Consider the following 23,414-nt stretch of genomic DNA (forward strand, 5'->3'; position numbering starts at 1 on the left):
GATGCCAACCGGATATCGCCGTACGCCATAGACTTCTCGGGGATGACAAACACCGTGGTCCAAGGGCTGCCGCGCTGGAGTCTGGCCGTGCCCCCACTCGCTCTCGTCGTCCTGGTCCTGTCCTGGGGTCGTGATCTGGGCACCATCCTGCTGATCCTGGTCTGCGCCGGTCTCGGCGCGGCGGTGATCGCGGCCGTCCACCACGCCGAAGTGGTCGCGCATCGCGTCGGTGAACCGTTCGGCACATTGATCCTCGCGCTCGCGGTGACAGTCATCGAGGTCGCACTGATCGTGACGCTGATGGCGTCCGGCGGCGACAAGGCCGCGTCGCTGGCGCGGGACACCGTGTTCGCCGCGGTGATGATCACCTGCAACGGCATCCTCGGCCTGTCACTCGTTGTCGGCTCGTTACGCCATCACGTCCAGGACTTCCGCGTCCGTGCGTCGACCGGTGTGCTCGCGGTGATGACCGCGCTGGTGACGCTGAGCCTGGTGCTGCCGACGTTCACGACCAGCGCGCCGGGCCCGCAGTTCAGCACGGCTCAGCTCGCGTTCGCCGGTGTTGCGTCACTCGTGATGTACGGCGTTTTCGTCTTCGTCCAGACGATCCGGCACCGGGACTACTTCCTTCCCGTCCCCGACGCGGAGGCCGAAGGCGAGGACGAGGAGGGCGAGGAGGCGCATGCGGCCGCGCCGAGTTCCAAGACCGCGCTACTCAGCCTCGGCCTGTTGTTCGTCTGCCTGATCTCGGTCGTCGGCCTCGCCAAGACGGTCTCGCCACGGCTCGAGTCAGCAGTGGAGTCGGCCGGTGCACCGCTGGGCGTGGTCGGTGTTGTCATCGCGCTGCTGGTGCTGCTGCCGGAGACGGTTGCCGCAGTACGCGCCGCACTGCGGAACCGTCTCCAGACCAGCGTCAACCTGGCCCTCGGCTCGGCACTCGCCAGCATCGGCCTGACCATCCCGGCCATCGCGGTCGCGTCGATCTGGCTGGACGGGCCGCTGGTGCTCGGCCTGGGGGCCAAGGAGATGGTGCTGTTCGCGCTGACCGTCGTGACCAGCATCCTCACCCTCGCCACCGGTCGGGCGACCCTGCTTCAGGGCGCCGTGCACCTGATGGTGTTCAGCGCGTTCCTGTTCCTTGCCGTAAGCCCTTGAGGTAGTCGATCACCGCCTGCTTGCGATCGTCGTCCGCCCAGCTGTGCTCGGCCCAGCCCAGTGCGTTGCCGTTGTAGGACGGATCGCGCAGCTCCGGATCGCTCCCGAGCTCGATCAGCTTCTTCACGGTCTCGAGGTGACCGCTGATCGCCGCCTGGTGGATCGGCGCGGATCCCGCCATCACGCTGAGGTCGAAGCCCAGGTTCTGCAACGGCTCCAGGGCTTCGGTCCGGCCGATCTCGGCGGCCCGGATGGGAAGGTACGGGTTGCGCGCGATGGCTCGCGCGACCAGCTCGGGACTGACGTCCGGGGTCTCTCCCCGCATGACTGCTGCGAAGACCTCGTGTACGTCGTCCAGCGGCGCCGCACCGCGAGCCCGCAGCAGCTCCGCGATCTCGGTGTGTCCCTGGATGGCGGCGAACTCGTAGGCGCGATGCCCACAGAAGCCCGGATGCTCGGTGCCGCGCCCCTCCGGATCGATGCCTTGGGCAAGCACCAGTTCGGCCCGGTGCAGCAGGCCTGTCGACGCCGCGAAGACGAGCTCGTCCTCCAGGAGTTGCTGCGGTGTCGGGTGGGCGGTCGTCATCCGCTGGTGCCACGGACCGCCGTCGCCCTTGCCCAGTCCGTACTCGAGCAGGAGTTCCAGGTGCACATCGTCGTACGGCGGAGGGCAGCCGGGACCGCAGTTGTACATGGTCTGGCTGTCGTTCGGATCGGCTCCGGCGTCCAGCAGCAACCGGGCGAGCTCGACCCGGTTGCGATGCGGTGGCTGATCGCCTTCGCCACGACCGAACGCCCCGGTCAACGCGGTGAACGGTGACGGCATGCCCTGCCACAGATAGCCCGCGTTCGGGTCGGCGCCGTGTTCGAGGAACAGCCGCGCGATCTCCACCTGATGCGGTACGTCGAGCCGCCCGTAAGTGATGTACAACAACGGTTGCCAGCGGTAAGGACCGCCTTCTTCCCTTGCCTGCCAGGGATCTGCCGCAAGGACCTCGCGTATGCCGTCCAGCTCGCCGGCCACCGCCATCGTGTAGATGTTGCTCCGAGCAACCTCTGGGAACTGTTCGAGCAACTGCTCTGCGGACCGCTGCCGGGCCGGATCGTCCTGCCCATAATGCAGTGTCGCGAGCCGCAAGAACTCCTCGGCGCGTTGCTCCGGGGTGTCGAGCGGACCACCGATCGACTGGCGGTGCGGGGAGCGGCTGTACTGGTCGACCAGCTCCAGATGCCGGACGATGCGCGGCCAGCTGGGGAAGCCGTAGCTGCGGGCGATCACCAGTTGCGCGTCGGCCAGCGACTGCACGGGATGGAACTCGTCGGCCAGGGCGACGGCCTCGTCGTCCCCGGCACGGACCTGCTTGAGCAGAGTCTTGGCCTGCTTGCGCAGGTGGTCCAGGTGCGGGTCGTTCGGGAGATTCCGGGTCGGCATCGCGACCTCCTCTCTACGAGCCTGCTGTCCGCGTCGTCAGGCGAGAAAGGAGGTGAACAACAACCACACAACTCCGTGATCAGGTGGGCTGAGCCCTTCCCGCGGACCGGTGGCACCCTGAGTGCCTACCGGCACGGTAACCCATCAAGGCTTTTCCATCCACCACTCGGTGAACTCGTGCGCGCGGTCGCGGGCGAGGCGGATCACCCACAGGTTGCTGAACTCGCTCGGCGGCTGGGTCTGGTACGTCGTCCAGCCGCGGACGAACCCGACACCGTCGCCGAACCCGAGCACCTCGTACTCGAACCTCGTCTCACCCGGTGCGTCGGCAACCTCCAGCCAGGCCGCGACGATCGCATCCCGGCCGACCACTGGCTCGTCGTCCGGCCGGCGGTACCAGGTCGCGTCCTCGGTCCAGAGCGCCGCGATGTGACCCGGATCGTTCGACTCCCAGGCCTTCCGGTACTTCGCGACCCACCGGTCGAGGTCCTTCTCCCGGATCCTCGTCATGCGGACATCCTGCCGCAGCGCGAGACCCAGCTCACGTCATCGCCCACTTGAACATGTTCAAAAATCGGTCGTACGCTCGGTGCGTGACCAAATTTGAACGTGTTCAGTTTGTGAGGACGTGGTGAGCATGACCGTGACGACGTACCTGATCTATCTGCTGGTCTCGGTGCCGCTGACGATCTGGGTGGCCCGGACGCTGAGCCACAACGGGCGGATCTTCCTGATCGACGTGTTCCACGGCAACGAGGACTTCGCCGACGCTGTGAACCGGCTGCTGGTCGCCGGGTTCTACCTGGTCAACCTGGGGTTCGTGACGCTGTTCCTGCGCGCCGACAAGGTCGTCGTCGACGCTCGCGGGGTGTTCGAGCAGCTGAGCGTGAAGCTCGGCATCGTGATGCTGGTGCTCGGCGTGCTGCATCTGATCAACGTCTGGATCTTCAACATGATCCGCCGCCGCAGCCAGCTCGAGACCATGACCAACCCGCCGGTTCCGCCGAACGACGTACTCCCGGCCGAAGCGCTGGCCAAGACGCCGGCCCACTACGGCTACTGACCATGCACGAGCTCACTGTCCTGTACGACGCCCACTGCGGTCTGTGCCGCCGGTTCAAGGAATGGCTGGCGGCCCAGCGGCCGGCGTCCAACGGGAGGGGAGGGGTGGTGCGCCTGCGGTTCGTCGCGGCGGGGTCGGCGAACGCGCGGGCGCTCTACCCTGCGCTGGACCACGCGGCCACGCTGCGCGAGGTGACAGTGGTCGCCGACGACGGGTCCGTGTACGTCGGCGACCGGGCGTGGATCATGTGCCTGTGGTCCACGTGGGAGCACCGCCACACCGCCGTACGGCTGGCCAGTCCGGCGATGCGGCCGGTGGCGCGGGCGATCGTCCAGGCAGCCGCCGGGCTGCGGAGCTGGGCGAGTGTGCGCGAGGGAGGTGACTACGCTGACCGATGTGACGGAAAGTGCGACCACCAAGGGTGAGCAGACCCGGGAGCTGATCCTGTCCACCGCGCTGCGGCTGTTCCGCGAGCAGGGGTACGGCAAGACGACGATGCGGGCGATCGCCACCGAGGCGGGCGTCTCGGTCGGCAATGCGTACTACTACTACGGCTCCAAAGAACATCTGATGCAGGCGTACTACGACCACCTGCAGGTGCAGCACGTGGAGGCGGTCGAGTCGGTCCTGGCGACGGAGAAGGCCTTCGTCCCGCGGCTGACCGGCGTACTGCGGGCCTGGCTCGAGGTGTCGGCGCCGTACCACGAGTTCGCGGGTACGTTCTTCAGGACGGCGGCGGAACCGAAGAGCCCGCTGTCGCCGTTCAGCGATCAGTCGCGGCCGGCGCGGGAGGCGAGCGTCGAGCTGTTCCGCCGGGTCGTCGAGGGCTCGGACCTCAAACTGCCTGCCGACCTGAAGGCGGAGCTGCCCGAGCTGCTGTGGCTGATGCAGATGGGGATCGTGCTGTTCTGGGTGCACGACGACAGCAAGGACCTGCGTCGTACCAAGGCATTGATCGATCGGTCCGTCCCGCTGGTCGACCGGCTGCTCCGGCTGACCCGCATCCCGGGCGTCCGGGGCGTGACCAATGATCTGGTCGGTCTGATCAGATCGATCAAGGCCTGACTATTCGCCGGTCAGGCCGTCGATGCGTTCCCGGAGCAGGTCGGCGTGGCCGTTGTGGCGGGCGTACTCCTCGATCATGTGGATGTAGAGGTAGCGGACGGAGTACTCGCCCTCGTGGCCCGGGCGCAGGAACGTGTCGTCCAGGGTGTGGCCGGCGGCGATCTCGCCGGACGCCCTGACGATCTCCCGGAACTCCGCGAGATCGTGCTCGGCCCGGGCCGCGTCGGCCAGGTCGAAGTCGCCGTCCGGATGCTCCGCGGTCCAGTACTTCGGTGGCGCCGGGAGCTGGGCGAGGGCCCGGTGGAACCAGTACTTCTCGACCTCGCTCAGGTGCCGGATCAGCCCGATCAGCGACAGGCTGGACGGATCCACACTGCGCTGGACCAACTGCTCCCCGGTCAGTCCGGACACCTTCCACAGCAGCGTGCCGCGGTGGAAGTCCAGGAATCCCTGCAGAAGCTCACGTTCGCCGCCGGCGGTCGGCGGATCCACCCGGTTCTCAGTCATCACGGTGCAGAACCTAGCCGTGTGACGAGCGTCCTGTGAACAAACCGGCGCGGCGCGGACCCTGCGTGACGTAGACTGTCGGTGACGGCCCGCCCAGTTCTGCCTCGGGCCGGAGCGCCTGTGACAGAGCGCGCTCGTGTCCCGTACGCGCTGTAACTCACGGGACACGCAGTCGACCACCACGCGCCGCGGCCGATGAACGGCCGCGCCGGGCAGGACGACCCCCCGACTTTCTGGAGTACTACATGGCGGCCCGCCGCCCGACATCAACGCAGTCTGCCCAAACCCCCTCCACCTCCCGCCCCCGCCGGCGTCGCCGTTCCGACGGCACCCCGCGGCCGAAGGTTGCTCAGAGCAACAAGGCCGTCACGCGGGAGGCCTACGAACAGGTCGCGGAAGTAGTTGTCCCGGACAACTTGACGTTCGCGGACCTCGGCGTACCGGCGTCCCTGGTGGCCGCGCTCGCGGCGGCCGGGGTGACCAAGCCCTTCCCGATCCAGGCGGCGACGCTGCCGGATGCCCTGGCCGGCAAGGACGTTCTCGGCCGCGGCCGGACCGGATCCGGCAAGACCTACGCCTTCGTGCTGCCCGTGCTGGCCCGGTTGGCCGCCAGCCGGACCAAGCGGCGCCCGAATCACCCGCGCGCGCTGATCCTGGCGCCGACGCGTGAGCTGGCCACCCAGATCCAGGCGTCCATCACGCCACTGACCGACGCGCTCGACCTGCGCACGATGACCATCTTCGGTGGCGTCGGGCACGGTCCGCAGATCACCGGACTGCGCAAGGGCGCCGACATCGTCGTCGCCTGCCCGGGACGGCTCGAGGACCACCTTCAGGCCGGGCATGTGAAGCTCGACGCGGTCGAGATCACCGTGCTCGACGAGGCTGACCATATGGCGGACCTCGGCTTCCTGCCCGCAGTACGGCGGATCCTCGAGGCGACCCCGACCGGCGCACAGCGGCTGCTGTTCTCGGCCACGCTGGACGCGGGCGTCGACGTACTCGTGCAGCGGTTCATGACCGATCCGATCACGCACAGCGTGGACTCGGCGCAGTCGCCGGTCTCGAAGATGACCCACCACGTGCTGCACGTTCACCCCGACACCCGGCTCCCCGTGCTCGTCGACCTGACCGCTGCGCCCGGACGCTCGCTGGTCTTCACCAGGACGAAGTACGGCGCGAAGTCACTCACCAAGAAGCTGATCGCGCAGGGCGTACCGGCGGTCGAACTGCACGGCAACCTGTCGCAGGGCGCCCGCACCCGGAACCTCGAGGCCTTCTCGGAGGGTACGGCGAAGACGCTCGTCGCCACCGACATCGCGGCGCGTGGAATCCACGTCGACGACGTCGCGCTGGTGATCCACGCGGACCCGCCGATCGAGCACAAGGCGTACCTGCACCGCTCCGGCCGGACTGCCCGCGCCGGCGCCGAGGGCACGGTCGTCACGCTGATGACCGACGCCCAGGTCCGCGACGTTCGGGACCTGACCCGCAAGGCCGGCATCGCGCCGACCATCACCAAACTCACCACCGGCGACCCACTGCTCTCCGAGCTGGCACCGGGCGAGCGCACCTTCGTCGCTCCCCAGCTCGCAGCAGCCGGAGCCGCGCCGGGCCGTTCGTCCAGCGGCCGAGGTTCGGCGGAGTCCGGCTCCGCCAGCCGCGGTGCGAGCGGTCGTGGTGGTGCGGGTGGTCGTGGTGGTGCGGGTGGTCGTGGTGGTCGCCGCCGGCGTGGCGCTCGGGGCGCACAGGCGCCCGGTGCAAACCGCCCGGGCGGCACAGGCTCCTCGGGTTCCGGCAAGCGCTCGGCTCCCGCGGCCGGCACGGCCGGTTCCAACTCGCGGTCCGCCGGCTCGACCTCACGGTCAGGCGGAGCAGCCGCCTTCTCCGCCGGCACCCGAGCCTCCCGCCGAAGCCGCTGATCGCATCCCCGGCCGTCGGCAGCGTCGGCCGGGGATGCGCGATCGTCCTCTGCCGGAGTTCTTGAAGTTGCTGTGGGCAACCGTCGGTTGGGCTGACTTCAGTCAGCCTGGCCGGCGGTTTCTGCTTGTTTGCGGGCTCGGTGGGCTCGGACCCGGCCTCGGGTGGCGCAGGTGGGGTTGGGGCACCAGCGGCGTCGGCCGGTGGGGTCGGTGAACACGCCTCGACAGTCGTGTTCGGGACACGCGGAGAGGAAGACCCGCTCGGGACCGGTCAGCTGATCTACAGCCTGACGAGCGATGCGCGCCAGCGCCTCCGCGGTCGTCCGCGGACGCGAGCGCTCCAGCCGATCAGTCACGGTCAGCACGGGCGAGTCACCCTCGAGAAACGTCGCGAGCGCCTCCACCGCCGCCGCATCAGGCGGTACGCCGTCCACCGTCGCGAGCGCGATCGGTCGCAGGATCTCCCGCAACTCCCAGGCCCGCGCCAGGTCCGCCGACGTCACCTTCCGCACCGGCCGCAGCTCCACCAGGTCGAGCCATTCCACGAACCGCTCGACCGTCGGCACCCGCTCCACCGGGTTCTCCCCGAAGTGCGTTCCGCGCGTGGCAAGCAGGTTCAACCACGTCGCGCCCAGATCCAGCCGAAACTCCAACCGATCAACCACCTGGACATCGTAACGCCTCGCCCGTTACGTTGGTAACGGCTCAACCGTTACAAGGAGGACGCAGTGATCCGCACCGTCACCGGTGATATCCGGCCGGACCAACTCGGTGTCACCGACTCGCACGACCACCTGTTCTTCAGTACGCCGTTCCTAGCCGGGCAAGAGTTGAATGACGTGGACGCAGCACTCGCCGAGACACGAGCCTTCGCCGCAGCAGGGGGTCAAGCGATGGTGCAATGGACCCCGCATGGGCTAGGACGCCGAGCTGACGCATTGCCCGGAATCTCAACCACCACAGCCGTTTCGCTGATCGCCGCGACCGGACTGCACCGCGCCGAGCTGTACCCGGACGGCTTCGTCGACCAGGTCCGCCCGAAGCTGGCCGAGATCTTCCACGCCGAGCTGACCGTTGGCATCGGCAACAGTCAGGTTCGCGCCGGGCTGATCAAGGTTGCCGGCGGCTACCATGTGCTGGATTCCCATGCCCACTGGGTGATGCGGGCCGCCGCCGAGGCACATCACGCGACCGGCGCACCGATCGCGGTCCATCATGAACTCGGGACCGCCGCGGACGCCGTACTCGAGCTGCTGGTCGACGAACTCGCCGTACCGCCGGCCAGTGTCATCCTCGGGCACCTGAACCGCTTCCCCGACCATCGAGGGCATCTCGAGTTGGCCGAGCGAGGTGCCTGGCTGGCGTTCGACGGGCCGTCGCGGGCGAATCACGCGACCGACCCGTGGCTGATCGACTGCCTGGCCGCGCTCGCCGACGCCGGGTACGCCGACCGCCTGCTGCTCGGCGGCGACACGACGACCGCTCGTGCGCGGGGTGCGACCGGTGAGGGGCCCGGTATGCCGTACCTGCTGACCCATCTCCGGCCGCGGATCGAGCGGCGGCTCGGTACCGCGGTGGCAGATGCAGTGTTCACCTCCAACCCTGCTCGCGCCTTCGACTGGAGCGCCTGAGAACCCAGTACGTTTTCGCCATGAACGTGATCGCGCAGGTGTTCGTCGTGGTGGCCGGCCTCTTCCATGTCGCGGTGTTCGCCCTGGAGAGCCTGTTGTTCCGCAAGCCGAGCACGTACCGGCGGTTCCTGATCAAGGACGAGGCCGAGGCGGCCGCCGCGCGGCCGTGGGCCTTCAACCAGGGCTTCTACAACCTGTTCCTGGCGGTCGGTGCCCTCGGCGGCCTGATCTGGGGCGGCGACGAGGGTCATGCGGTCGCGCTGTTCAGCTGTGGGTGTATGGCCGGAGCCGGTCTCGTCCTGGTTGCCTCCGACCGCCGGATGGTCCGCGCCGCGGCCACTCAGGCCGTCCCACCGATCATCGCACTCGTGCTCGCAGCAGTTCTCTGAGATCCGGGGTTGACTTAAAGGGCCCTTGAGGTCCGATGGTGCTTGGCATGACCATTACAGCCGAGCCCACGGTCGACCAGGGCCCTCCGACTCCGTCCGGCGGCGTTCTCTCGCCGCAGTACCGCGCGCTGACGGTCGGGATGGTCGCGTTGATCACCCTGGTCGCGTTCGAGTCGCTCGCCGTCACGACCGCGATGCCGACCGTCGCGCAGGCGCTCGATGGGCTCAGTCTGTACGCACTCGCCTTCGGCGGACCTCTCGCCTCCGGCGTGATTGCAATGGTCGTCTCTGGCACCTGGAGTGACCTCAAGGGCCCGACGCGCCCGCTCTGGCACGGGACCGCCTGGTTCCTGGCCGGTCTGATCATCGCGGGCCTGGCTCCGACGATGGAGGTCCTGGTCGTGGGCCGGATCATCCAGGGCTTCGGGTCCGGTCTGCTCACAGTTGCCCTGTACGTCGTCGTCGGGCAGCTGTACCCGGCCCGGCTGCGGCCGCGCATCTTCGCCGCCTTCGCGACCGGCTGGGTCGTCCCCTCGCTGGTCGGCCCGGCGATCGCGGGCCTGATCGTCGAGAACGCCAGTTGGCGCATCGTCTTCCTCGCCGTACCGGCTCTCGCGATCCCGGCAGTGCTGGTGATGCGGCCCGGGCTCAGGGGCAGCACGCACGAACCGCTTCCGGGACGCCTGTGGGACAAGCGTGCGCTGTGGGCGGTCGCGGCTGCGGTCGGCGTCGGTCTGCTCCACTACGGCGGTCAGCAGCACGGCGTACTCCAGCTCGCATTGCTCGCCGTCGGGCTCGGCGGCGTGGTCGCCTTCTCGCCGAAGCTCCTGCCGCGTGGAACGTTCATCTTCGGCCGCGGTCTGCCGTCGGTGGTCGCGCTCCGCGGATTGGTCGCGGCGTCCGGCTTCGGTGCCGAGGTCTTCCTGCCGCTGATGCTCACCCGTGAGCGTGGCCTGTCTCCGGCTGTCGCCGGTCTGGTGCTGACCGTCAGCGCACTCAGCTGGACCGCGGCCTCGTGGTACCGCGGCCGTCCGAACCAGCCGTTCTCGCACTCGGTCTTCCTGCAAGCCGGCATGGTCGCGATCGTGCTCGGCATCGTCACCGCCACGCTGACCCTGAACGACAGCGTGCCGGTCGTCGTCGGCATCCTTGGCTGGAGCCTCACCGGACTCGGTATGGGCACGGTCTTCCCGACGCTGTCCGTGCTCGTGCTGGACTACTCCGAATGCGAAGAGCAGGGCGCCAACAGCTCGGCCGCGCAGCTGAGCGACTCGTTGGCCACGGCAACGATCCTGGCGATCGGCGGTTCGCTCTTCGCCGCCCTCGAGCCGCATTCCGCACTGACGGCGTACCTGGTTGCCTTCGGTCTGCCCGCGGTGCTTGCGCTGCTCGGTGTCGTGGCGGGCCGGCGTACCGCTACTCCTTAGAGCCGGTCACCGCGATGCTGGCGCCGAGGCCGATGATCATCAGACCGCCGGTGCCGCCGACCAGTTCGAGCCGGCGCGGCGAGCGGGCGAACCACTCGCGCGCCGTGCCGGCCACCACGGCCCAGACGCTGTCCGAGCAGAGCGCGATCAGGATGAACACCAGGCCGAGGACGAGGATCTGAACCCAAGCCGGGCTGGTCGCGCCCTTGTCGACGAACTGCGGCAGCGCGGCGGCGAAGAAGACCGCGGTCTTGGCGTTGGTGACCCCGACCAGGAAGCCCTGACGCATGGTCCGTCGGCTGTTGCCCGGCTTGACCCCGCTGGTCATCGCCTCGACCAGCGACGTGCGGGTGCGGAAGGCGTGCACCCCGAGATAGATCAGGTACGCCGCGCCCGCGAGCTTCACCACGGTCAGGGCGATCGCACTGGCGGCGATCAGCGTCCCGAGCCCGAGGGCGACCGCGACCAGCATCACGGCGGCGCCGATGGTGTTGCCGACCATGGTCAGCACCGCTTCCCGGCGGCCGACCGCGAGCGCCCGGCCGACGATGAACAGCACGCTCGGACCGGGGACGACGATGATGATGAACGCGGTGATCGCGAACGCGACCAGGTGGTGAACTGACGGCATCTGCTCAGAGTAGATGCGACAAGGTCGCGCCGCACCGTGAATCCGCCGGGTGGGATGAATCACGGGCGCGCCGTGTTGCGTTGACCCCGGTATCGGGCTGCGCCTACGGTTCGGGGGACAACCTGCGGTGCCATGAGGGAAGCCGGTGAGAGTCCGGCACGGCCGCGCCACTGTGAGCGAGCTCAGCTCGTGAGTCAGGACGCTCGGGCACCAGCAGCCTTTCGAAGGGGACGCGCACTTCCCCAGGAGGTTCAGATGGCAGCTCCTGCCCGCTCGGTCGCCGTACCGGCCTATTCACCCCGGCTTCTCGCCGCCGCGCTGCTCAGCATCGGCGTACTGCTCCTGCTCGGCTACCTCGTCATGTTCGATCAGGGTGCGGTGTCGCACTCGGGCATGTACCTGCACGAGTTGATGCACGACGGTCGCCACCTGCTCGGCGTGCCCTGCCATTAACCCGATGCGCACCTTCGGATCGCTCCTGGTGCGCGGACTGATCATCGGACTCTTCGCCGGCCTACTGGCCGGAACGTTCGCGTACGTGACGGGCGAACCGCACGTCGACGCCGCGATCGCCATCGAAGAGGCCGGTGCCGCGCACACCCACGACCATGGCGACGGTGCTGAGACCGCCGCCGAAGAGGAACCGCTCGTCAGCCGCGACGGCCAGAAGGCCGGGCTGTTCCTCGCGACCACCCTGTACGGCATCGCGCTCGGCGGGATCTTCGCCGTCGCCTTCACGTTGCTGCGGCGCAAGCTGCGGACCGAACGTGATCCGTACGCCGCTCTCGGCCTGGCCGCTGCCGGCTTCGTCGGGATCGTGGTGGTCCCGTTCCTCAAATATCCACCGAACCCACCCGCGGTCGGCGATCCGGACACGATCACCCGCCGTACGGTGACCTACTTGCTGACGCTCGTGATCGGACTGCTCGCGGTCTGGGCCGGTGTCGCGGCATCCCGCTGGGCCGCTCGGTACGGCGACGTCGCCCGGCTGGCCGGTGGAGTGGTTGCCTTCCTCGTCACGATCGTGATCGCGTACCAGATCCTGCCGTCGATCAACGAGGTTCCGGGGTCGTTCCCCGCTACGCTGCTGTGGCAGTTCCGGTTCGCCTCACTCGGTACGCAGGCGACGCTGTGGCTCCTACTCGGATTCGGGTACGCCGCCGCAGTGGATCACCGGCTGTCCCGACAGAAGGTGGTAGCCGCTTGACGGCATTGACGCTGGTCGCCCACGCCCTGACCCCCGCGCTCCGTGGCCTCGTCCTCGGCGGCAACCCCGACCCGGACCCGTCCGGCCTCACCGCCGCCCACGAGCTGAACGTCGAGGCCGCGCGCGAGTTGGCGGTCGACGCGGTCTTCGCTGGTCCCGAGGTGGCCGCCGTACGGACCGCGGAGGCGCTCGGCCTGACGCCGGTCGTCGAGCCGGCGCTGCGGGACCGCGACTACGGCGACTGGTCCGGCCGCGGACTCGAGGAGTTGCTCGCAGCCGATCCACAGCGGGTCACGGCGTGGCTGGAGCGTCCGCACACAGCCACGCCAGGCGGCGAGTCGGAGAACGACGTACTCACCCGAGTCGCCGACTGGCTGGGCGATCTCGGTGAGCAGTACGGCGAACGTCGTACCGTCCTGGCCGTCGTCCACCCGTCGGTGGTGCGGGCAGCCGTCCTCTACGTCCTCGACGCCCCAGCCGAGTCACTCCGCCATGTCGACGTCCGCCCCCTCGCCCACGTCCGCCTCTCCCTCCACGAAGGCTCCTGGTCCCTCGGCCTGGGCTGATGCGCGAATCGCTGTCTGGCATCGCCAGAGTGGCCGCCAAGGTGTAAGACCGGGATATGACGCTCACCGAAGCCCGCAACCTCCTCCGCTCGGAACTGCTCGCGGTCGCGGCGCTCGTTGTCCCGGGCCAGACACCAACGGTGACGCAAGACGTCGGACCGGTCAGCCAGGAAGCCTTGTCGGACGACCGCGGCCCGGAATCGGTCTGCACCATTACCGTCGAAACCGGCGACCCGACCTCGCCCGACCCCGAAGCCCAGATCGGTTTCGCCGCCGAAACTCTCGACGGCCGCGGCTGGAAGGTCGAGGTCGCCCCGGTCGAAGGCGACCACCACCACCTCACCGCAAACCGCGACGGCTACGACCTCACCGTAGACGCCAGCACCACAGACTGGCGCCTAACCTTCACCGGCCAAACCCCCATCACCGACGACCTCTGAGGTAGCTGGTTGTCTGGGGTTGTTCTTCCCCAGGGTGCTACGCATTCGCTCCTCCGTCGCGACCGCTACGCGCGCTCCCGCCCACCCGTCGTTTCCTGGTGGGCTTATCGCCCACACTGTCCGGCCTACCGGCCGGCCTTCGGTGGCGAGGCTGCCGCCTCGCGGTTTGCGGGCTGATCGCCCGCGCTGTGCGTGCTCCTTCGTCGCGCGCACTCGACTACCCCACCACCTCTGTCCGCAAGTCAGTTGCCGGTACGGGCATCGGCGCTTGGAACAGGAACTGGTGGGACGGCAGAAGGTTCTTTCTGTTCCAGCCCTGGAGGATCCGTCGCTTTCCCCGGGGACTTCCTGCAACCCCAACCAGGCCCCGCCGCACACCAGCCCCCGGAGGGTGCGGCGATAAGCCGCAGGCGGCAGCCCAGAGGTGTGGGCGATAAGCCCACCAGCAGAGGTCGGGCGGCAAGCGCCGCCGAACCCCGGGCGGTGGCCCGGAGGTGTGGGCGATGAGCCCACCAGGGAACGACGGGTGGGCGGGAGCGCGCGTAGCGGCGCGACGGAGGAGCGGTGCGCAGCACGCCGGGGAAGGTCTTTCTCAGCTCGTCGCGGCTCGTTCTGCGGCGCTCCGGAGTACGCAGAATTCGTTGCCTTCGGGGTCGTGCATGACTACAAAGCCGGTGCCGTCGGGTTCGCGGTGGTCGTTGGCGATGGTGGCGCCGATGGTGAGGAGCCATTCGACCTCGGCGTCTCGCGGGCCGTCCGGTTCGAGGCAGAGGTGGACGCGGTTCTTGACCACCTTCTCGTCGTCGTTCTGGCCGAAGAGCAGCGTCATCGAGTCCGTGACGACTGCGGCGTACGGGTCGTCCGGCGCATCGTCGTCGGGGCGCGGTGCCCTCAGCACCTGCAGCCAGAAGCCGGCCAACTCGTAGGGGTTGTGGGCGTCGAAGGTCACCGTGCGAACGTGCGAAGTCATGCGCCGAGCGTCGCGCACGCCAGGTGCTAGCGCCACCGGATTACCCGGAACCGACGCCACCGGATGACCTACGGAACATCAGGCACTCATCGGGGATCGCGGGATCGAGGTACGGCGTGAAGCCGGCGGCGACTGCGATCTCGGTGAGTCCTTCAGGCAGCCACCGATGGACGTAGATGTTCATGGGATGGCCGCCGTACCCGGAGGTCTTCCAAGTTGACTCCTCGCCGACATGAAAGCCGACCAACAGAACCCCATCGGGCCGGAGGACCCGGTAGAACTCGGCGAACGCCTGCGGGACCACATCGCGGGGCAAGTGAATGACCGACCACCACGACACCACTCCGCCGAGCTCGCCATCGGGTAGGTCCAGCGCGGTCATCGAACCGACCCGATAGTCCAGATCGGGATGGTCTCGCCGGGCGACCTCGATCATCCCGGGGGACAGGTCGATCCCGATCACCGGTAGACCACGCGAAGCCAGCAGACCGACGACCCGGCCCGGTCCGCACCCCACGTCCAGCACCGGCCCACCTTCGGCGAGCTTGCCGAACAGGTCGAGAATCGGCGCCTCGAACGCCGGGCCGTCCTGCACGAGTTCGGCGTACGAGACGGCGACAGTGTCGTACGACGTCCGGATGTCGGCGAGATGATCGGTCACCCGGCCGACCCTAGAGCCGGCCGGGGACAGTTTCAGATCAGGCCTCGCCGAGGGTCACGCCTCGCCGAGGATCAGGCTCTGCCGAGTATCAGGCCTTGCCGAGGGTTTGCTTCTGCCGGCCGAGACCCTGGATCTCCAGTTCCATCGTGTCGCCGGGCGCGAGGTACGGGAACCGGCCGGACAGCGCGACGCCTTCCGGGGTGCCGGTGTTGACGATGTCGCCGGGGTCGAGCGTCATGTACTGCGACAGGTCGCGGATCAGCGCCGCGACGCTGAAGATCATGTCCCGGGTGTTGGACGCCTGGCGCGGCTCACCGTTGACCCAGGACTTCAGGTCGAGGTTCTGCGGGTCACCGATCTCGTCGGCCGGGACCAGTGCCGGGCCGAGCGGGTTGAACGTCTCGCAGCACTTGCCCTTGGACCACTGGCCACCGGACTGCTCGAGCTGGAAGGCCCGCTCGGACACGTCGTTCGACACCGCGTACCCGGCGATGCACGCGAGCGCTTCCGCGTCGGAGTCGACGTATCGGGCCTGCTTGCCGATGACGACGGCGAGCTCGACCTCCCAGTCGGTCTTGGTCGAACCGCGCGGCACGAGTACGTCGTCGTTCGGGCCGACGACCGTGTTCGGGGTCTTGAAGAAGACGATCGGCTGCTTCGGCGGCTCGGCGCCGGACTCGGCCGCGTGGGCGGCGTAGTTCTGGCCGATGCAGACCACCGCGCCCGGCCTGGCGATCGGGGCGCCGATCCGCAGGCCCTCGACCTCGGCGGCCGGCAGGTCGCCTGCTTCGAGCGCGGCGCGGGCTCGGGCTATACCGTCTGCGGCGAGGAAAGCCCCGTCGATCTCAGCGGTGACGGAGCTCAGGTCGTGAACGGTGCCGTCGGCGGCGCGCACGTACGGGCGCTCCTCACCGACCGCGCCGAGGCGCAGCAGTTCCACAAAGATCTCCCTGGGTGAGTCATTCCTGGTCGAAGATCGGCCGCAACCGGGCCCGGGAGGCCTCGATATGCGCCCGCATCGCCGCGGCCGCCTCCTCCGGGTCGCCCTTGCGGACGGCGGTCACGACAGTCTTGTGCTCCCGCAACGCCTTTGTCGCGATGCCGCCACCGTAGTACAGCCGGAACAGGTGCAGGTGGCAGTGTGTCCGCGCAAAGGACAGCCGGGCCGTCTCGTTGCCGGACAGCTCCAGTACCAGGTCGTGGAAGCGCTGGTCGTGCGCCGCCATCGCCCGGTAGCTCTCGTACGCCGGGCGGTCCGGTACGTCGGTGTAGCTCAGCATCTCGGCCTTGAGCCGGGCCAGGTCCTCGGTCCCGGCCCGCTCGGCAGCACGCCCGGCCGCCCACGGCTCGATGTGCAGCCGGTACTCGAACAGGTCGTCGAACTCGTCCCGGGTCAGCCGGGACGACACCCGGTAACCGCGCAGCGGCTCCTTGATCACCAGGCCGTCGGACTCCAGCCGCGCCAGCGACTCCCGGATCGGGGTCTGGGAGATGCCCAGTTCGCGGGTCAGCGCGTCGATGTTCAGCCGGGTGCCCGGCTGGACCACGCTGTCCATGATCAGGCCCTTGACCGTCTCGTAGACGTCGTCGCTCAGTACCTGTCGCTGGGGCAGGCGCGCGAGCTGCCCCGCCAGACCCACATGCGCATCCGTCACGGTCGCTCCTCCCGGGAAGCCCACATTCTGCCCCACACTTGACGGCTCCAGCGTGAAGCGGCAGCATCAGGTTGGCAATATCCTATAGGATCTGGAGTCGCCCATGACCACGCTGTCCCGCCGGATCGCACCAGTCGGGCTGCCGGCCGGTACGACGGTAACCCGGGCCGAGGCGTTCCTGGTCGACCTGGAGGTCGAGACGGTCCGGACCGATGCCGTGCAGTCCTTCCTGAAGCAGGAGACGGTCTTCGTCGAGCTGGAGACCTCGGACGGAGCGGTCGGACTCGGGTACTCCTACACGATCGGCACGGGCGGCACCGCCGTACTGGCGCTGCTGCGTGATCACCTGCTGCCGCGACTGGTGGGTGCCGACGCACGGAACGTCGAGGGGTTGTGGTCGGATCTGTTCTGGTCCACCCACGCCACGACGGTCGGAGCGATCACCTCGCTGGCCCTGGCCTCGGTGGACACCGCGCTGTGGGATCTGCGCTGCCTGCGCGCCGGTGAACCGTTGTGGCGGCTGGCAGGCGGGTTCCGGCAGCAGGTCCCGCTGTACGACACCGAGGGCGGTTGGTTGCACCTGACAACCGATGAGCTCGTCGCGGGCGCGCTGGCGTCGCAGCAGGCGGGCTGGCCGGGCGTCAAGCTCAAGGTCGGCAAGCCCCGCCTCCACGAGGACCTCGAACGGCTCCGGGCGGTCCGGGACGCGGTCGGTCCCGCACTGGACATCATGGTCGACGCGAACCAGTCGATGACGTACGCCGAAGCCAAGCGACGGGCCGCCGCGTTCGAGGCCGTCGACCTGTCCTGGTTCGAGGAGCCGCTGCCGGCCGACGACGTGACCGGCCACATCCGGCTGGCTGAGTCGACGTCGATCCCGATCGCGGTCGGCGAGTCGCTGTACTCGATCTCGCAGTTCCGCGAGTACGTCGCCGGCGGCGGTGCCGGGATCGTCCAGGCCGACGTGGCCCGGATCGGCGGGATCACGCCGTGGCTCAAGGTCGCGCACCTGGCCGAGGCGTTCAACCTGGAAATCTGCCCACACTTCCTGATGGAGCTGCACGTGAGCCTGACGGCTGCCGTACCGAACGGGCGGTACGTCGAGCACATCCCGCAGTTGCGGGCCATCACGCGGTCCGAGATGGCTGTGGTGGACGGACACGCGGTCGCTCCGGACACGCCCGGGTTGGGGATCGAGTGGGACCGGGACGCGATCGACGATCGGACAGTGGCATGAGCAGAGTCGACGCCCACCACCACGTCTGGGATCTGAGCGTCCGTGAGCAGAGCTGGATGGTCGGGCCGGAAATGGACCCGATCCGACGGAACTTCGCCGTCGACGATCTGGCTCCGTTGGCCGCGGCCGCGGATGTCACCGCGACGGTGCTGGTGCAGACCGTCGGGCTGGTGGAGGAGACGGTGGAGTTCCTGGAGATTGCTGCGAGCAACGAGTTGGTCGCGGGAGTGGTCGGCTGGGTGGATCTCACCGCCGACGACGTGGCGACGGCCTTGTCCGGGCTTGCGGCGCGGCCGGATGGCCCGTATTTGAAGGGGATCCGCCACCAGGTCCACGACGAACCGGATGTCGACTGGCTCCTTCGCCCCGAGGTCCAGCGCGGCCTCACCGCGGTCGCGGACGCCGGTCTGGTCTACGACCTCCTGACCAAGACCCCACATCTCCCCGCCGCCCTCTCGACCGCCCGCGCGTTCCCCCAACTGACCTTCGTCGTCGACCACATCTCCAAGCCCGTGATCGGTGAGCCCCTGGAGCCGTGGGCAACTCAGCTGCGTGAGCTGGCCGCACTGCCGAACGTCACCTGCAAGCTCTCCGGGATGGTCACCGAGGCATCGTGGACGGACTGGAAGCCCGCCGACCTGCAGCCGTACGCCGACGTCGTACTGGATGCCTTCGGCCCCGACCGCGTGATGTTCGGCTCCGACTGGCCCGTCTGCCTGCTGGCTGCGTCGTACGCCCAGGTGGTCGACACCGCGGAGACTCTGACGGCCAGGCTGAGTCCCGCGGAGCGTGAAGCAGTCTTCAGCACCACGGCGACCCGCACCTACAAGCTGTCCTGAGGTGGGGCGAATTCGACGCGGACTCCGAGGAGGCGGATGGGGCGGCGGAGTTCGAACTTGTCCAGCAGGGCGAGGGCGGTGGCGGCGATGACCTCGGGGTCCTGAGTGATCTCGGGGAGCTTCCGGCTCTTGATCGGGGTGTAGAAGCTGATGAACCGGACCTTGACCCAGATCCGTTGAATGCTGCGCCCCTCGGCGACCACATCCCGCGTCACCTCGACCGCGATCCGGCGCAACTGCTCCTCCACCTCGGCGCGTTCGACCAGATCCTCCGGGAACGTCTCCTCGCGACTGCGCGACACCGGTTCCCGCGGTACGTCGGTCACCTCGGTGTCGCCGAGTCCGCGGCCCAGGGCGGCGTACCAGGCGCCCATCTTCGGGCCGAATCGCTTCTGCAGTACCTCGACGTCCGCAGCGGCAAGGTCCGCGACCGTGAAGATGCCGAGTTCGTTGAGGTTCCGTTCCATTCGGCTGCCGATGCCCCACAGTTCGCGGACGGCTCGGTGGTCCATCACCTCACGCCAGTTCGCACTCGTCAGCCGATAGATCCCCTCATCCGTCGTACTGGCGTGCTCGAAGGCTGTTGCGTGCGAGCGCGGCTGCTTCGCGAACGTGGTCGCCAGCTTGGCGCGGGTCTTGTTGTCGCCGATTCCGACCGAGCAGGTCAGCGTGGTCCGTTCCGCGACCGCCGCGCGGAGGTCGGCCGCGAGCTGCTCGGGATCGTCGGTCTCCGCGCCGACGAAGCACTCGTCCCAGCCCCACACCTCAACCACCACCGGAAACGACCGCAGCGTGTCCATCACCTCGGTCGACGCGGCCTCGTAGGCGGCCGGATCGGACGGCAGGAACACGGCCTGCGGACACTTCTTGTACGCCGCCCGCACCGGCATCCCCGAATGCACGCCGTACTCACGGGCCTCCTACGACGCGGTGGCGACGACCTGCCGCGGTTGGGTCGGATCCCCGGATCCGCCGACGACCACAGGCAGACCCCGCAGCTCGGGCCGCCGCCGGATCTCCACAGCGGCGATGAACTGATCCATGTCCACATGCAGGATCCACCAGGTCATCGCGGCCCCACGTCAGAGTTCCTTGCGCATCTGCTGCGAGGTGACGGTGTAGCCGAGCGAGTTGTAGAGGCCGATCGCCGTGGTGTTGTTGCCGAACACGTTCAGATCCAGTTGGGTGTACCCGAGTCGCCGGCACTCCTCCTCGCCGGCCAGCATGATCGCGCGGCCGTAGCCCTTGCCGCGGTGGCCGGAGTCCACCTCGATGCCGTAGATGAACGGGATCCGCGGCTTGGTGCTGATCCACAGGCTGCCGATCGCATGGTCGCCGTCACAGGCCATCCAGATCAGGTTGTTCTCGCTGGCGCGACCGTCGGGGAGCAGCTTGTCCGTCTCGCGATGCGCGAACTCGAGCGCCTCCGCGGGGCTCAGGCCACGGGCCGGTCCGATGCCGGCGGCGAACGACTCGGCGTTGCGGTCCTTCCACTGCTGGAACTCGGTCTCGGTCATCGGGCGGAGGGTCACCGGAGGCGTGGTCACGTGCTGACGATAGACCCGGGGGTTTGGGGCCGGGTACCAGAACCAGTGCCCGCGGTTGTGGATCCAGCCGCGGCGGACCGATCGATGCCGAGGTGTCACACCATGACTGCGCAGCCGAGGAGCCCGTCATGAGACGGCGCAAACCGCCCGCCGGAGCGGTGGCCAAGGCCCCGGAGGGCCTACCGTCCCCGCTGCTCGAGAACTGGGCCTGGCAGGACCAAGCCGCCTGCGCCGAGGTCGACCCGGAGTTGTTCTTCGCCGCGGAGTCCGAACGAGGCCTGCGCAAACACGCACGCGAGGTGCTTGCCAAGGCGCTCTGCCGGACCTGCCCGGTACGGCGTGAATGCGGCGAACACGCCCTGATCGTCGGCGAAGCGTACGGCGTCTGGGGCGGCACGACCGAAGAAGAACGCGAGCCGGCCCTCCACGGCCGCCACCACTAGCCCCCGGGCCGCCCCGATCATTGCCTCTTGGTGCACGAACAGCGCCTTGACCGAGCTCCGCTCGCCATACTGTCCGCAGCGAGTATTACGGACAGTCGTCGCCTTGGTCGGGGAGTTCTTCATGACAGGTGGTTCTCGCGGTTCAGCCCGCCTGGGCGTTGCGGACCTCCCGGACGTTCTCGGTCCGGCCGTGATCCATGCCGAGCTCGCGCTCCCGCGCGATCATCGCGGCCGGCCGGAAGTTGAGGATGTACGCGCGGCGCTGAGTGCCGGTGGTGTTGCCGCGCGAGTAGTGCAAGGTCCGTCCGCCGTGCGCGACCGCGGATCCCGGCGGGAGCGGCACCGGCGTCGCGCCCGGCTCGTCCTCCGAGCAGTCGCACTCGATCGCGCCACCGGCGCCCGCGGACCGGTGCGGCCGGACCGGTCCGCGGTGAGAGCCCTCGACGTACCACATGCAGCCGTTGTCGACGGTCGCGTCGTCGAGCGACACCCAGATCGACGCGGCTCGCTCGTCGGGAAGGTCGACCCAGTAGCCGGCGTCCTGGTGCCAGGGCGTCGGCGTCGCCGTGTGCGGTGCCTTGGCGATCAGCATGTCGAAGTCCAGTACGGCGTCCGCGCCGATCAACTCACGGGCGATGGCCAGCGCGCGATCGTGCAGTGGCAGCGACGTGAGCTCGGGGTACAGGTCGGAGGGCCACATGATCTGCGTGATGTTCTCGGTGCCACCACTCGATCGGGCGCCCGCACCGAGGTCGGATCGTTTGTCGCCGGCCGCGATCTCGCCGGTCAGGAAGCGGTCGTAGATCTCCCGGTACAGGTCCACGTCGGCGGCGCTGAGCAGCCCGTCCAGGACGACGTACCCGTCGCGGTCGAAGAGCTGTGCGATGTCAGATCCAGCTGAGACTGTCGAGTCGGTCATGGACACCATCCTCCGCGCGTGCGCCGGCGATCGCGTTCGGAAATCGCCACCGGAGAATCGCGATGGCTGACGTCCCCGACATCGAGTCCACCAGTGAGCGGGAGATCGTGGACCTGCGCGGCCTCGGTCCGTTCGTCAGCCTCGGCCGCTACCACTACCTGGTCGCGCACGAACCGCTGCCGGAGCAGCGACACGACACGTTGCTGGTACTCGCGCTGCCACTGCGGAACGGCATCGACTTCGTGATCGACGGTTCGATCGTCAGCGCTGGTCCGGGCCAAGTGCTGCGGATCCGGCCCGGCGTCGGCTACCGGACGGGGACAGGCACTCAACCGCGCGGCGACCTGCTGTGGCTCATCCTGCGCAGCCGTGGTGAGGCCGGGCAGCCGCTGTCGCGGATGATCCACGAGCTCTGCCAGGCCGATCGTGATGTCTGGCCGGCGTCGCCGCTGAGCATCGACCTGCTGTCCCGCGTGCTTACGTCGTCGACTGCCGAGGATTGGCTGACCGGGGTCTGGCGCGAGTCCCTGTGCACTACTGCGGTGATCGAACTCGTCCGCGGCCTGTCCGACGGCGACGGCGACACCGCGGAGCATCCCGGTCTGCAGCGGGCGTTGCGATGGTTCGAGGACCACTTCGAGGAGCCGGTGACGGCCGCCCAGCTCGTCGAGGTGTCCGGGATATCCGGGACCCGCTTCAACGAACTCTTCATCGAGTCCTTCGGCACGAGCCCCAAGGACTACGTACTGCGCGCCAAGGTCACCCGGTCCGAACGGTTGCTGGCCGGCACCTCAGACAGCATCACGGAGATCGCCCACCGGCTCGGATTCTCGTCGAGCCAGTACTTCGCCTCGGTCTTCCGGCGCTACCTCGGGGTTTCCCCCAGCCAATACCGCCGCCGCGAAGAAGCGGCTGGATAGCCTGTCGGCATGGAGTTGACGTTCGAACTGGCCGAGAAGGTGCTCGCCGCGCAACCGTTCAGCGTGCTGGTCGGCGCGCGGCTGACCGCCTTCGGCGACGGTGGTGCGACTCTCGAGCTGGACATCCGGGACGAACTGCGGCAGCAGAACGGCTTCCTGCACGGTGGAGTCCTCGGGTACGCGGCCGACAACGCGATCACCTTCGCCGGCGGTACGGCGCTGGGCCCGGAGGTGCTGACCGGTGGGTTCACGATCAGCTATCTCCGTCCGGCCCAAGGCGCCGTACTGCGGGCCGAGGCGACGGTCGCGCACGCCGGCAGCCGGCAGGCCACCTGTACCTGCCAGTTGTCGACCGTCGACGAGTCGGGCAACGTCACCCTGTGCGCAATCGCCCAAGGCACAGTCATAGCCCTCCGCCGCTGAACAGCGTCAGTCGAAGAGTTCCTCGAGGAAGGATTTCTTCTTCTTGCGCGGGTACTGCTGGTTCCCGTAGCGCGGGTCGTACTTGCGATCCTTGTCGTACCGCCGGTCGTCGTCGTACCGCCGGTCATTGTCGTAGCGGCGATCGTTGTCGTAGCGGCGGTCGTCGTACCGCTTCTCCTCGTGGCGCTGCTGCGGGCTGTTGTACTCGAGCTCGGCGTCCACCAGCCGCTCCAGTTCACCCCGGTCGAGGAAGATCCCGCGACACTCGCCGCACTGGTCGACGGTGACGCCGCTGCGTTCGTAGGTGCGCATCGCGCCTCGGCACTTGGGACAGGTCAGGCTTTCCATCCAGCAACCCTAAGTGA

29 protein-coding genes, 1 pseudogene and 1 riboswitch are annotated in these 23,414 nt (G+C 68.5%); of the genes and pseudogenes, 17 read left to right on the top strand and 13 right to left on the bottom strand.

What is annotated here, in order from left to right; genetic code table 11:
* Window positions 1–42: 42 nt before the first annotated feature.
* On the top strand, window positions 43–1,155 hold the full coding sequence (locus tag E0H73_RS38165) for a calcium:cation antiporter (protein WP_131364894.1): 1,113 nt from the start codon (window positions 43–45) through the stop codon (window positions 1,153–1,155).
* On the opposite strand, the gene E0H73_RS38170 is transcribed toward E0H73_RS38165, so the two are convergent.
* Window positions 1,121–2,587 (bottom strand): ankyrin repeat domain-containing protein, encoded by a 1,467-nt coding sequence (locus tag E0H73_RS38170; RefSeq protein ID WP_131364896.1) that lies wholly within the window; start codon window positions 2,585–2,587, stop codon window positions 1,121–1,123. The genes E0H73_RS38165 and E0H73_RS38170 overlap by 35 nt on opposite strands.
* A gap of 144 nt (window positions 2,588–2,731) precedes the next feature.
* On the bottom strand, window positions 2,732–3,097 hold the full coding sequence (locus E0H73_RS38175; protein WP_131364898.1) for a YybH family protein: 366 nt from the start codon (window positions 3,095–3,097) through the stop codon (window positions 2,732–2,734).
* A 127-nt stretch (window positions 3,098–3,224) separates the two neighbouring features.
* On the opposite strand from E0H73_RS38175, the gene E0H73_RS38180 reads away from it, so the two are divergent.
* Genes E0H73_RS38180 through E0H73_RS38190 form a run of 3 tightly spaced genes read left to right on the top strand, consistent with a single transcriptional unit; the run spans window position 3,225 to window position 4,715 of the window.
* Entirely contained in the window at window positions 3,225–3,650 is a 426-nt protein-coding gene (locus E0H73_RS38180) for a hypothetical protein (RefSeq protein ID WP_202867761.1), read from the top strand.
* Window positions 3,651–3,652: 2 nt separating this feature from the next.
* Window positions 3,653–4,075: a thiol-disulfide oxidoreductase DCC family protein gene (locus E0H73_RS38185; RefSeq protein ID WP_131364903.1), complete on the top strand. Its 423-nt coding sequence runs from the start codon at window positions 3,653–3,655 to the stop codon at window positions 4,073–4,075.
* On the top strand, window positions 4,047–4,715 hold the full coding sequence (locus tag E0H73_RS38190; RefSeq protein WP_131364905.1) for a TetR family transcriptional regulator: 669 nt from the start codon (window positions 4,047–4,049) through the stop codon (window positions 4,713–4,715). Before E0H73_RS38185 ends, E0H73_RS38190 begins: the two co-directional genes overlap by 29 nt.
* Here E0H73_RS38190 and E0H73_RS38195 read toward each other — a convergent pair whose 3' ends face one another.
* Window positions 4,716–5,222 carry a DinB family protein gene (locus tag E0H73_RS38195; RefSeq protein ID WP_131365037.1) on the bottom strand — a complete coding sequence of 169 codons (507 nt, stop codon included), beginning with the start codon at window positions 5,220–5,222 and terminating at the stop codon, window positions 4,716–4,718.
* A gap of 245 nt (window positions 5,223–5,467) precedes the next feature.
* Between E0H73_RS38195 and E0H73_RS38200 the strand changes: the two genes are divergently transcribed.
* On the top strand, window positions 5,468–7,144 hold the full coding sequence (locus E0H73_RS38200) for a DEAD/DEAH box helicase (RefSeq protein ID WP_131364907.1): 1,677 nt from the start codon (window positions 5,468–5,470) through the stop codon (window positions 7,142–7,144).
* A gap of 98 nt (window positions 7,145–7,242) precedes the next feature.
* Here E0H73_RS38200 and E0H73_RS38205 read toward each other — a convergent pair whose 3' ends face one another.
* Window positions 7,243–7,809, bottom strand: a complete 567-nt coding sequence (locus E0H73_RS38205; RefSeq protein ID WP_131364909.1) for a CGNR zinc finger domain-containing protein — start codon at window positions 7,807–7,809, stop codon at window positions 7,243–7,245.
* 63 nt (window positions 7,810–7,872) lie between these two features.
* On the opposite strand from E0H73_RS38205, the gene E0H73_RS38210 reads away from it, so the two are divergent.
* The 3 genes from E0H73_RS38210 to E0H73_RS38220 are packed head-to-tail and all read left to right on the top strand — an operon-like array spanning window position 7,873 to window position 10,591.
* Entirely contained in the window at window positions 7,873–8,775 is a 903-nt protein-coding gene (locus E0H73_RS38210; protein ID WP_131364911.1) for a phosphotriesterase family protein, read from the top strand.
* A 20-nt stretch (window positions 8,776–8,795) separates the two neighbouring features.
* On the top strand, window positions 8,796–9,164 hold the full coding sequence (locus E0H73_RS38215) for a DUF1304 domain-containing protein (RefSeq protein ID WP_131364913.1): 369 nt from the start codon (window positions 8,796–8,798) through the stop codon (window positions 9,162–9,164).
* Between the two features lie 47 nt (window positions 9,165–9,211).
* Entirely contained in the window at window positions 9,212–10,591 is a 1,380-nt protein-coding gene (locus tag E0H73_RS38220; RefSeq protein WP_131364915.1) for an MFS transporter, read from the top strand.
* Here E0H73_RS38220 and E0H73_RS38225 read toward each other — a convergent pair.
* Window positions 10,581–11,222, bottom strand: a complete 642-nt coding sequence (locus E0H73_RS38225) for a LysE family translocator (protein ID WP_131364917.1) — start codon at window positions 11,220–11,222, stop codon at window positions 10,581–10,583. The genes E0H73_RS38220 and E0H73_RS38225 overlap by 11 nt on opposite strands.
* A gap of 137 nt (window positions 11,223–11,359) precedes the next feature.
* Window positions 11,360–11,425, top strand: a riboswitch (cobalamin riboswitch).
* Window positions 11,426–11,477: 52 nt separating this feature from the next.
* Between E0H73_RS38225 and E0H73_RS38230 the strand changes: the two genes are divergently transcribed.
* From E0H73_RS38230 to E0H73_RS38245, 4 genes are read left to right on the top strand one after another with little or no spacing between them, the layout of a single operon-like run.
* Window positions 11,478–11,675, top strand: a complete 198-nt coding sequence (locus E0H73_RS38230; RefSeq protein WP_131364919.1) for a CbtB domain-containing protein — start codon at window positions 11,478–11,480, stop codon at window positions 11,673–11,675.
* A gap of 4 nt (window positions 11,676–11,679) precedes the next feature.
* The gene (locus tag E0H73_RS38235) at window positions 11,680–12,429 is read left to right on the top strand and encodes a CbtA family protein (protein ID WP_131364921.1); all 750 of its coding nucleotides are present in this window, start codon (window positions 11,680–11,682) and stop codon (window positions 12,427–12,429) included.
* Window positions 12,426–12,995 carry a histidine phosphatase family protein gene (locus E0H73_RS38240; RefSeq protein WP_131364923.1) on the top strand — a complete coding sequence of 190 codons (570 nt, stop codon included), beginning with the start codon at window positions 12,426–12,428 and terminating at the stop codon, window positions 12,993–12,995. The genes E0H73_RS38235 and E0H73_RS38240 overlap by 4 nt, the downstream gene beginning before the upstream one ends.
* Window positions 12,996–13,051: 56 nt before the next feature.
* Window positions 13,052–13,435 (top strand): hypothetical protein, encoded by a 384-nt coding sequence (locus tag E0H73_RS38245; RefSeq protein ID WP_131364925.1) that lies wholly within the window; start codon window positions 13,052–13,054, stop codon window positions 13,433–13,435.
* A 592-nt stretch (window positions 13,436–14,027) separates the two neighbouring features.
* Here E0H73_RS38245 and E0H73_RS46215 read toward each other — a convergent pair.
* The 4 genes from E0H73_RS46215 to E0H73_RS38265 all read right to left on the bottom strand — a co-directional run bounded on the left by E0H73_RS46215 (window position 14,028) and on the right by E0H73_RS38265 (window position 16,721).
* Entirely contained in the window at window positions 14,028–14,405 is a 378-nt protein-coding gene (locus tag E0H73_RS46215; RefSeq protein WP_165555975.1) for a VOC family protein, read from the bottom strand.
* Between the two features lie 40 nt (window positions 14,406–14,445).
* On the bottom strand, window positions 14,446–15,066 hold the full coding sequence (locus E0H73_RS38255; protein ID WP_131364929.1) for a class I SAM-dependent methyltransferase: 621 nt from the start codon (window positions 15,064–15,066) through the stop codon (window positions 14,446–14,448).
* Window positions 15,067–15,154: 88 nt separating this feature from the next.
* Window positions 15,155–16,006 (bottom strand): fumarylacetoacetate hydrolase family protein, encoded by an 852-nt coding sequence (locus tag E0H73_RS38260; protein WP_131364931.1) that lies wholly within the window; start codon window positions 16,004–16,006, stop codon window positions 15,155–15,157.
* 19 nt (window positions 16,007–16,025) lie between these two features.
* On the bottom strand, window positions 16,026–16,721 hold the full coding sequence (locus tag E0H73_RS38265; protein WP_131364933.1) for a GntR family transcriptional regulator: 696 nt from the start codon (window positions 16,719–16,721) through the stop codon (window positions 16,026–16,028).
* A gap of 103 nt (window positions 16,722–16,824) precedes the next feature.
* Between E0H73_RS38265 and E0H73_RS38270 the strand changes: the two genes are divergently transcribed.
* On the top strand, window positions 16,825–17,958 hold the full coding sequence (locus tag E0H73_RS38270) for a mandelate racemase/muconate lactonizing enzyme family protein (protein WP_131364935.1): 1,134 nt from the start codon (window positions 16,825–16,827) through the stop codon (window positions 17,956–17,958).
* Window positions 17,955–18,797 carry an amidohydrolase family protein gene (locus tag E0H73_RS38275; RefSeq protein WP_131364937.1) on the top strand — a complete coding sequence of 281 codons (843 nt, stop codon included), beginning with the start codon at window positions 17,955–17,957 and terminating at the stop codon, window positions 18,795–18,797. The genes E0H73_RS38270 and E0H73_RS38275 overlap by 4 nt, the downstream gene beginning before the upstream one ends.
* Here the strand turns inward: E0H73_RS38275 and E0H73_RS38280 are convergent.
* Both E0H73_RS38280 and E0H73_RS38285 read right to left on the bottom strand, forming a co-directional pair.
* Window positions 18,782–19,867 (bottom strand): annotated as a pseudogene (locus E0H73_RS38280) (DNA polymerase IV). The gene E0H73_RS38275 and the pseudogene E0H73_RS38280 overlap by 16 nt on opposite strands.
* Window positions 19,868–19,879: 12 nt before the next feature.
* Window positions 19,880–20,344, bottom strand: coding sequence for a GNAT family N-acetyltransferase (locus E0H73_RS38285; RefSeq protein ID WP_238164547.1), 465 nt, complete (start codon window positions 20,342–20,344; stop codon window positions 19,880–19,882).
* A 128-nt stretch (window positions 20,345–20,472) separates the two neighbouring features.
* Between E0H73_RS38285 and E0H73_RS38290 the strand changes: the two genes are divergently transcribed.
* Window positions 20,473–20,787 (top strand): WhiB family transcriptional regulator, encoded by a 315-nt coding sequence (locus E0H73_RS38290; RefSeq protein ID WP_131364939.1) that lies wholly within the window; start codon window positions 20,473–20,475, stop codon window positions 20,785–20,787.
* A gap of 142 nt (window positions 20,788–20,929) precedes the next feature.
* Here the strand turns inward: E0H73_RS38290 and E0H73_RS38295 are convergent, their stop codons facing one another.
* Window positions 20,930–21,706: a phytanoyl-CoA dioxygenase family protein gene (locus tag E0H73_RS38295; RefSeq protein ID WP_131364941.1), complete on the bottom strand. Its 777-nt coding sequence runs from the start codon at window positions 21,704–21,706 to the stop codon at window positions 20,930–20,932.
* Window positions 21,707–21,768: 62 nt separating this feature from the next.
* On the opposite strand from E0H73_RS38295, the gene E0H73_RS38300 reads away from it, so the two are divergent.
* Both E0H73_RS38300 and E0H73_RS38305 read left to right on the top strand, forming a co-directional pair.
* Window positions 21,769–22,626 carry an AraC family transcriptional regulator gene (locus E0H73_RS38300; RefSeq protein WP_131364944.1) on the top strand — a complete coding sequence of 286 codons (858 nt, stop codon included), beginning with the start codon at window positions 21,769–21,771 and terminating at the stop codon, window positions 22,624–22,626.
* A gap of 9 nt (window positions 22,627–22,635) precedes the next feature.
* Window positions 22,636–23,049 carry a PaaI family thioesterase gene (locus tag E0H73_RS38305; RefSeq protein ID WP_131364946.1) on the top strand — a complete coding sequence of 138 codons (414 nt, stop codon included), beginning with the start codon at window positions 22,636–22,638 and terminating at the stop codon, window positions 23,047–23,049.
* Between the two features lie 6 nt (window positions 23,050–23,055).
* Here the strand turns inward: E0H73_RS38305 and E0H73_RS38310 are convergent, their stop codons facing one another.
* Window positions 23,056–23,397 carry a TFIIB-type zinc ribbon-containing protein gene (locus E0H73_RS38310; RefSeq protein ID WP_202867762.1) on the bottom strand — a complete coding sequence of 114 codons (342 nt, stop codon included), beginning with the start codon at window positions 23,395–23,397 and terminating at the stop codon, window positions 23,056–23,058.
* Between the last annotated feature and the right edge of the window lie 17 nt (window positions 23,398–23,414).

The sequence above is a fragment of the Kribbella pittospori genome, from assembly GCF_004331465.1.
Taxonomy (GTDB): Bacteria; Actinomycetota; Actinomycetes; order Propionibacteriales; family Kribbellaceae; genus Kribbella; species Kribbella pittospori.

Bases quoted from the DNA above. Each gene is read 5' to 3' on its own strand.
- E0H73_RS38165 (WP_131364894.1), top strand. From the start codon at position 43: ATGACAAACACCGTGGTCCAAGGGCTGCCGCGCTGGAGTCTGGCCGTG.
- E0H73_RS38170 (WP_131364896.1), bottom strand. From the start codon at position 2,587: ATGCCGACCCGGAATCTCCCGAACGACCCGCACCTGGACCACCTGCGC.
- E0H73_RS38175 (WP_131364898.1), bottom strand. From the start codon at position 3,097: ATGACGAGGATCCGGGAGAAGGACCTCGACCGGTGGGTCGCGAAGTAC.
- E0H73_RS38180 (WP_202867761.1), top strand. From the start codon at position 3,225: ATGACCGTGACGACGTACCTGATCTATCTGCTGGTCTCGGTGCCGCTG.
- E0H73_RS38185 (WP_131364903.1), top strand. From the start codon at position 3,653: ATGCACGAGCTCACTGTCCTGTACGACGCCCACTGCGGTCTGTGCCGC.
- E0H73_RS38195 (WP_131365037.1), bottom strand. From the start codon at position 5,222: ATGACTGAGAACCGGGTGGATCCGCCGACCGCCGGCGGCGAACGTGAG.
- E0H73_RS38200 (WP_131364907.1), top strand. From the start codon at position 5,468: ATGGCGGCCCGCCGCCCGACATCAACGCAGTCTGCCCAAACCCCCTCC.
- E0H73_RS38215 (WP_131364913.1), top strand. From the start codon at position 8,796: ATGAACGTGATCGCGCAGGTGTTCGTCGTGGTGGCCGGCCTCTTCCAT.
- E0H73_RS38220 (WP_131364915.1), top strand. From the start codon at position 9,212: ATGACCATTACAGCCGAGCCCACGGTCGACCAGGGCCCTCCGACTCCG.
- E0H73_RS38225 (WP_131364917.1), bottom strand. From the start codon at position 11,222: ATGCCGTCAGTTCACCACCTGGTCGCGTTCGCGATCACCGCGTTCATC.
- E0H73_RS38230 (WP_131364919.1), top strand. From the start codon at position 11,478: ATGGCAGCTCCTGCCCGCTCGGTCGCCGTACCGGCCTATTCACCCCGG.
- E0H73_RS38235 (WP_131364921.1), top strand. From the start codon at position 11,680: ATGCGCACCTTCGGATCGCTCCTGGTGCGCGGACTGATCATCGGACTC.
- E0H73_RS38245 (WP_131364925.1), top strand. From the start codon at position 13,052: ATGACGCTCACCGAAGCCCGCAACCTCCTCCGCTCGGAACTGCTCGCG.
- E0H73_RS46215 (WP_165555975.1), bottom strand. From the start codon at position 14,405: ATGACTTCGCACGTTCGCACGGTGACCTTCGACGCCCACAACCCCTAC.
- E0H73_RS38270 (WP_131364935.1), top strand. From the start codon at position 16,825: ATGACCACGCTGTCCCGCCGGATCGCACCAGTCGGGCTGCCGGCCGGT.
- E0H73_RS38275 (WP_131364937.1), top strand. From the start codon at position 17,955: ATGAGCAGAGTCGACGCCCACCACCACGTCTGGGATCTGAGCGTCCGT.
- E0H73_RS38290 (WP_131364939.1), top strand. From the start codon at position 20,473: ATGAGACGGCGCAAACCGCCCGCCGGAGCGGTGGCCAAGGCCCCGGAG.
- E0H73_RS38295 (WP_131364941.1), bottom strand. From the start codon at position 21,706: ATGACCGACTCGACAGTCTCAGCTGGATCTGACATCGCACAGCTCTTC.
- E0H73_RS38300 (WP_131364944.1), top strand. From the start codon at position 21,769: ATGGCTGACGTCCCCGACATCGAGTCCACCAGTGAGCGGGAGATCGTG.
- E0H73_RS38305 (WP_131364946.1), top strand. From the start codon at position 22,636: ATGGAGTTGACGTTCGAACTGGCCGAGAAGGTGCTCGCCGCGCAACCG.
- E0H73_RS38310 (WP_202867762.1), bottom strand. From the start codon at position 23,397: ATGGAAAGCCTGACCTGTCCCAAGTGCCGAGGCGCGATGCGCACCTAC.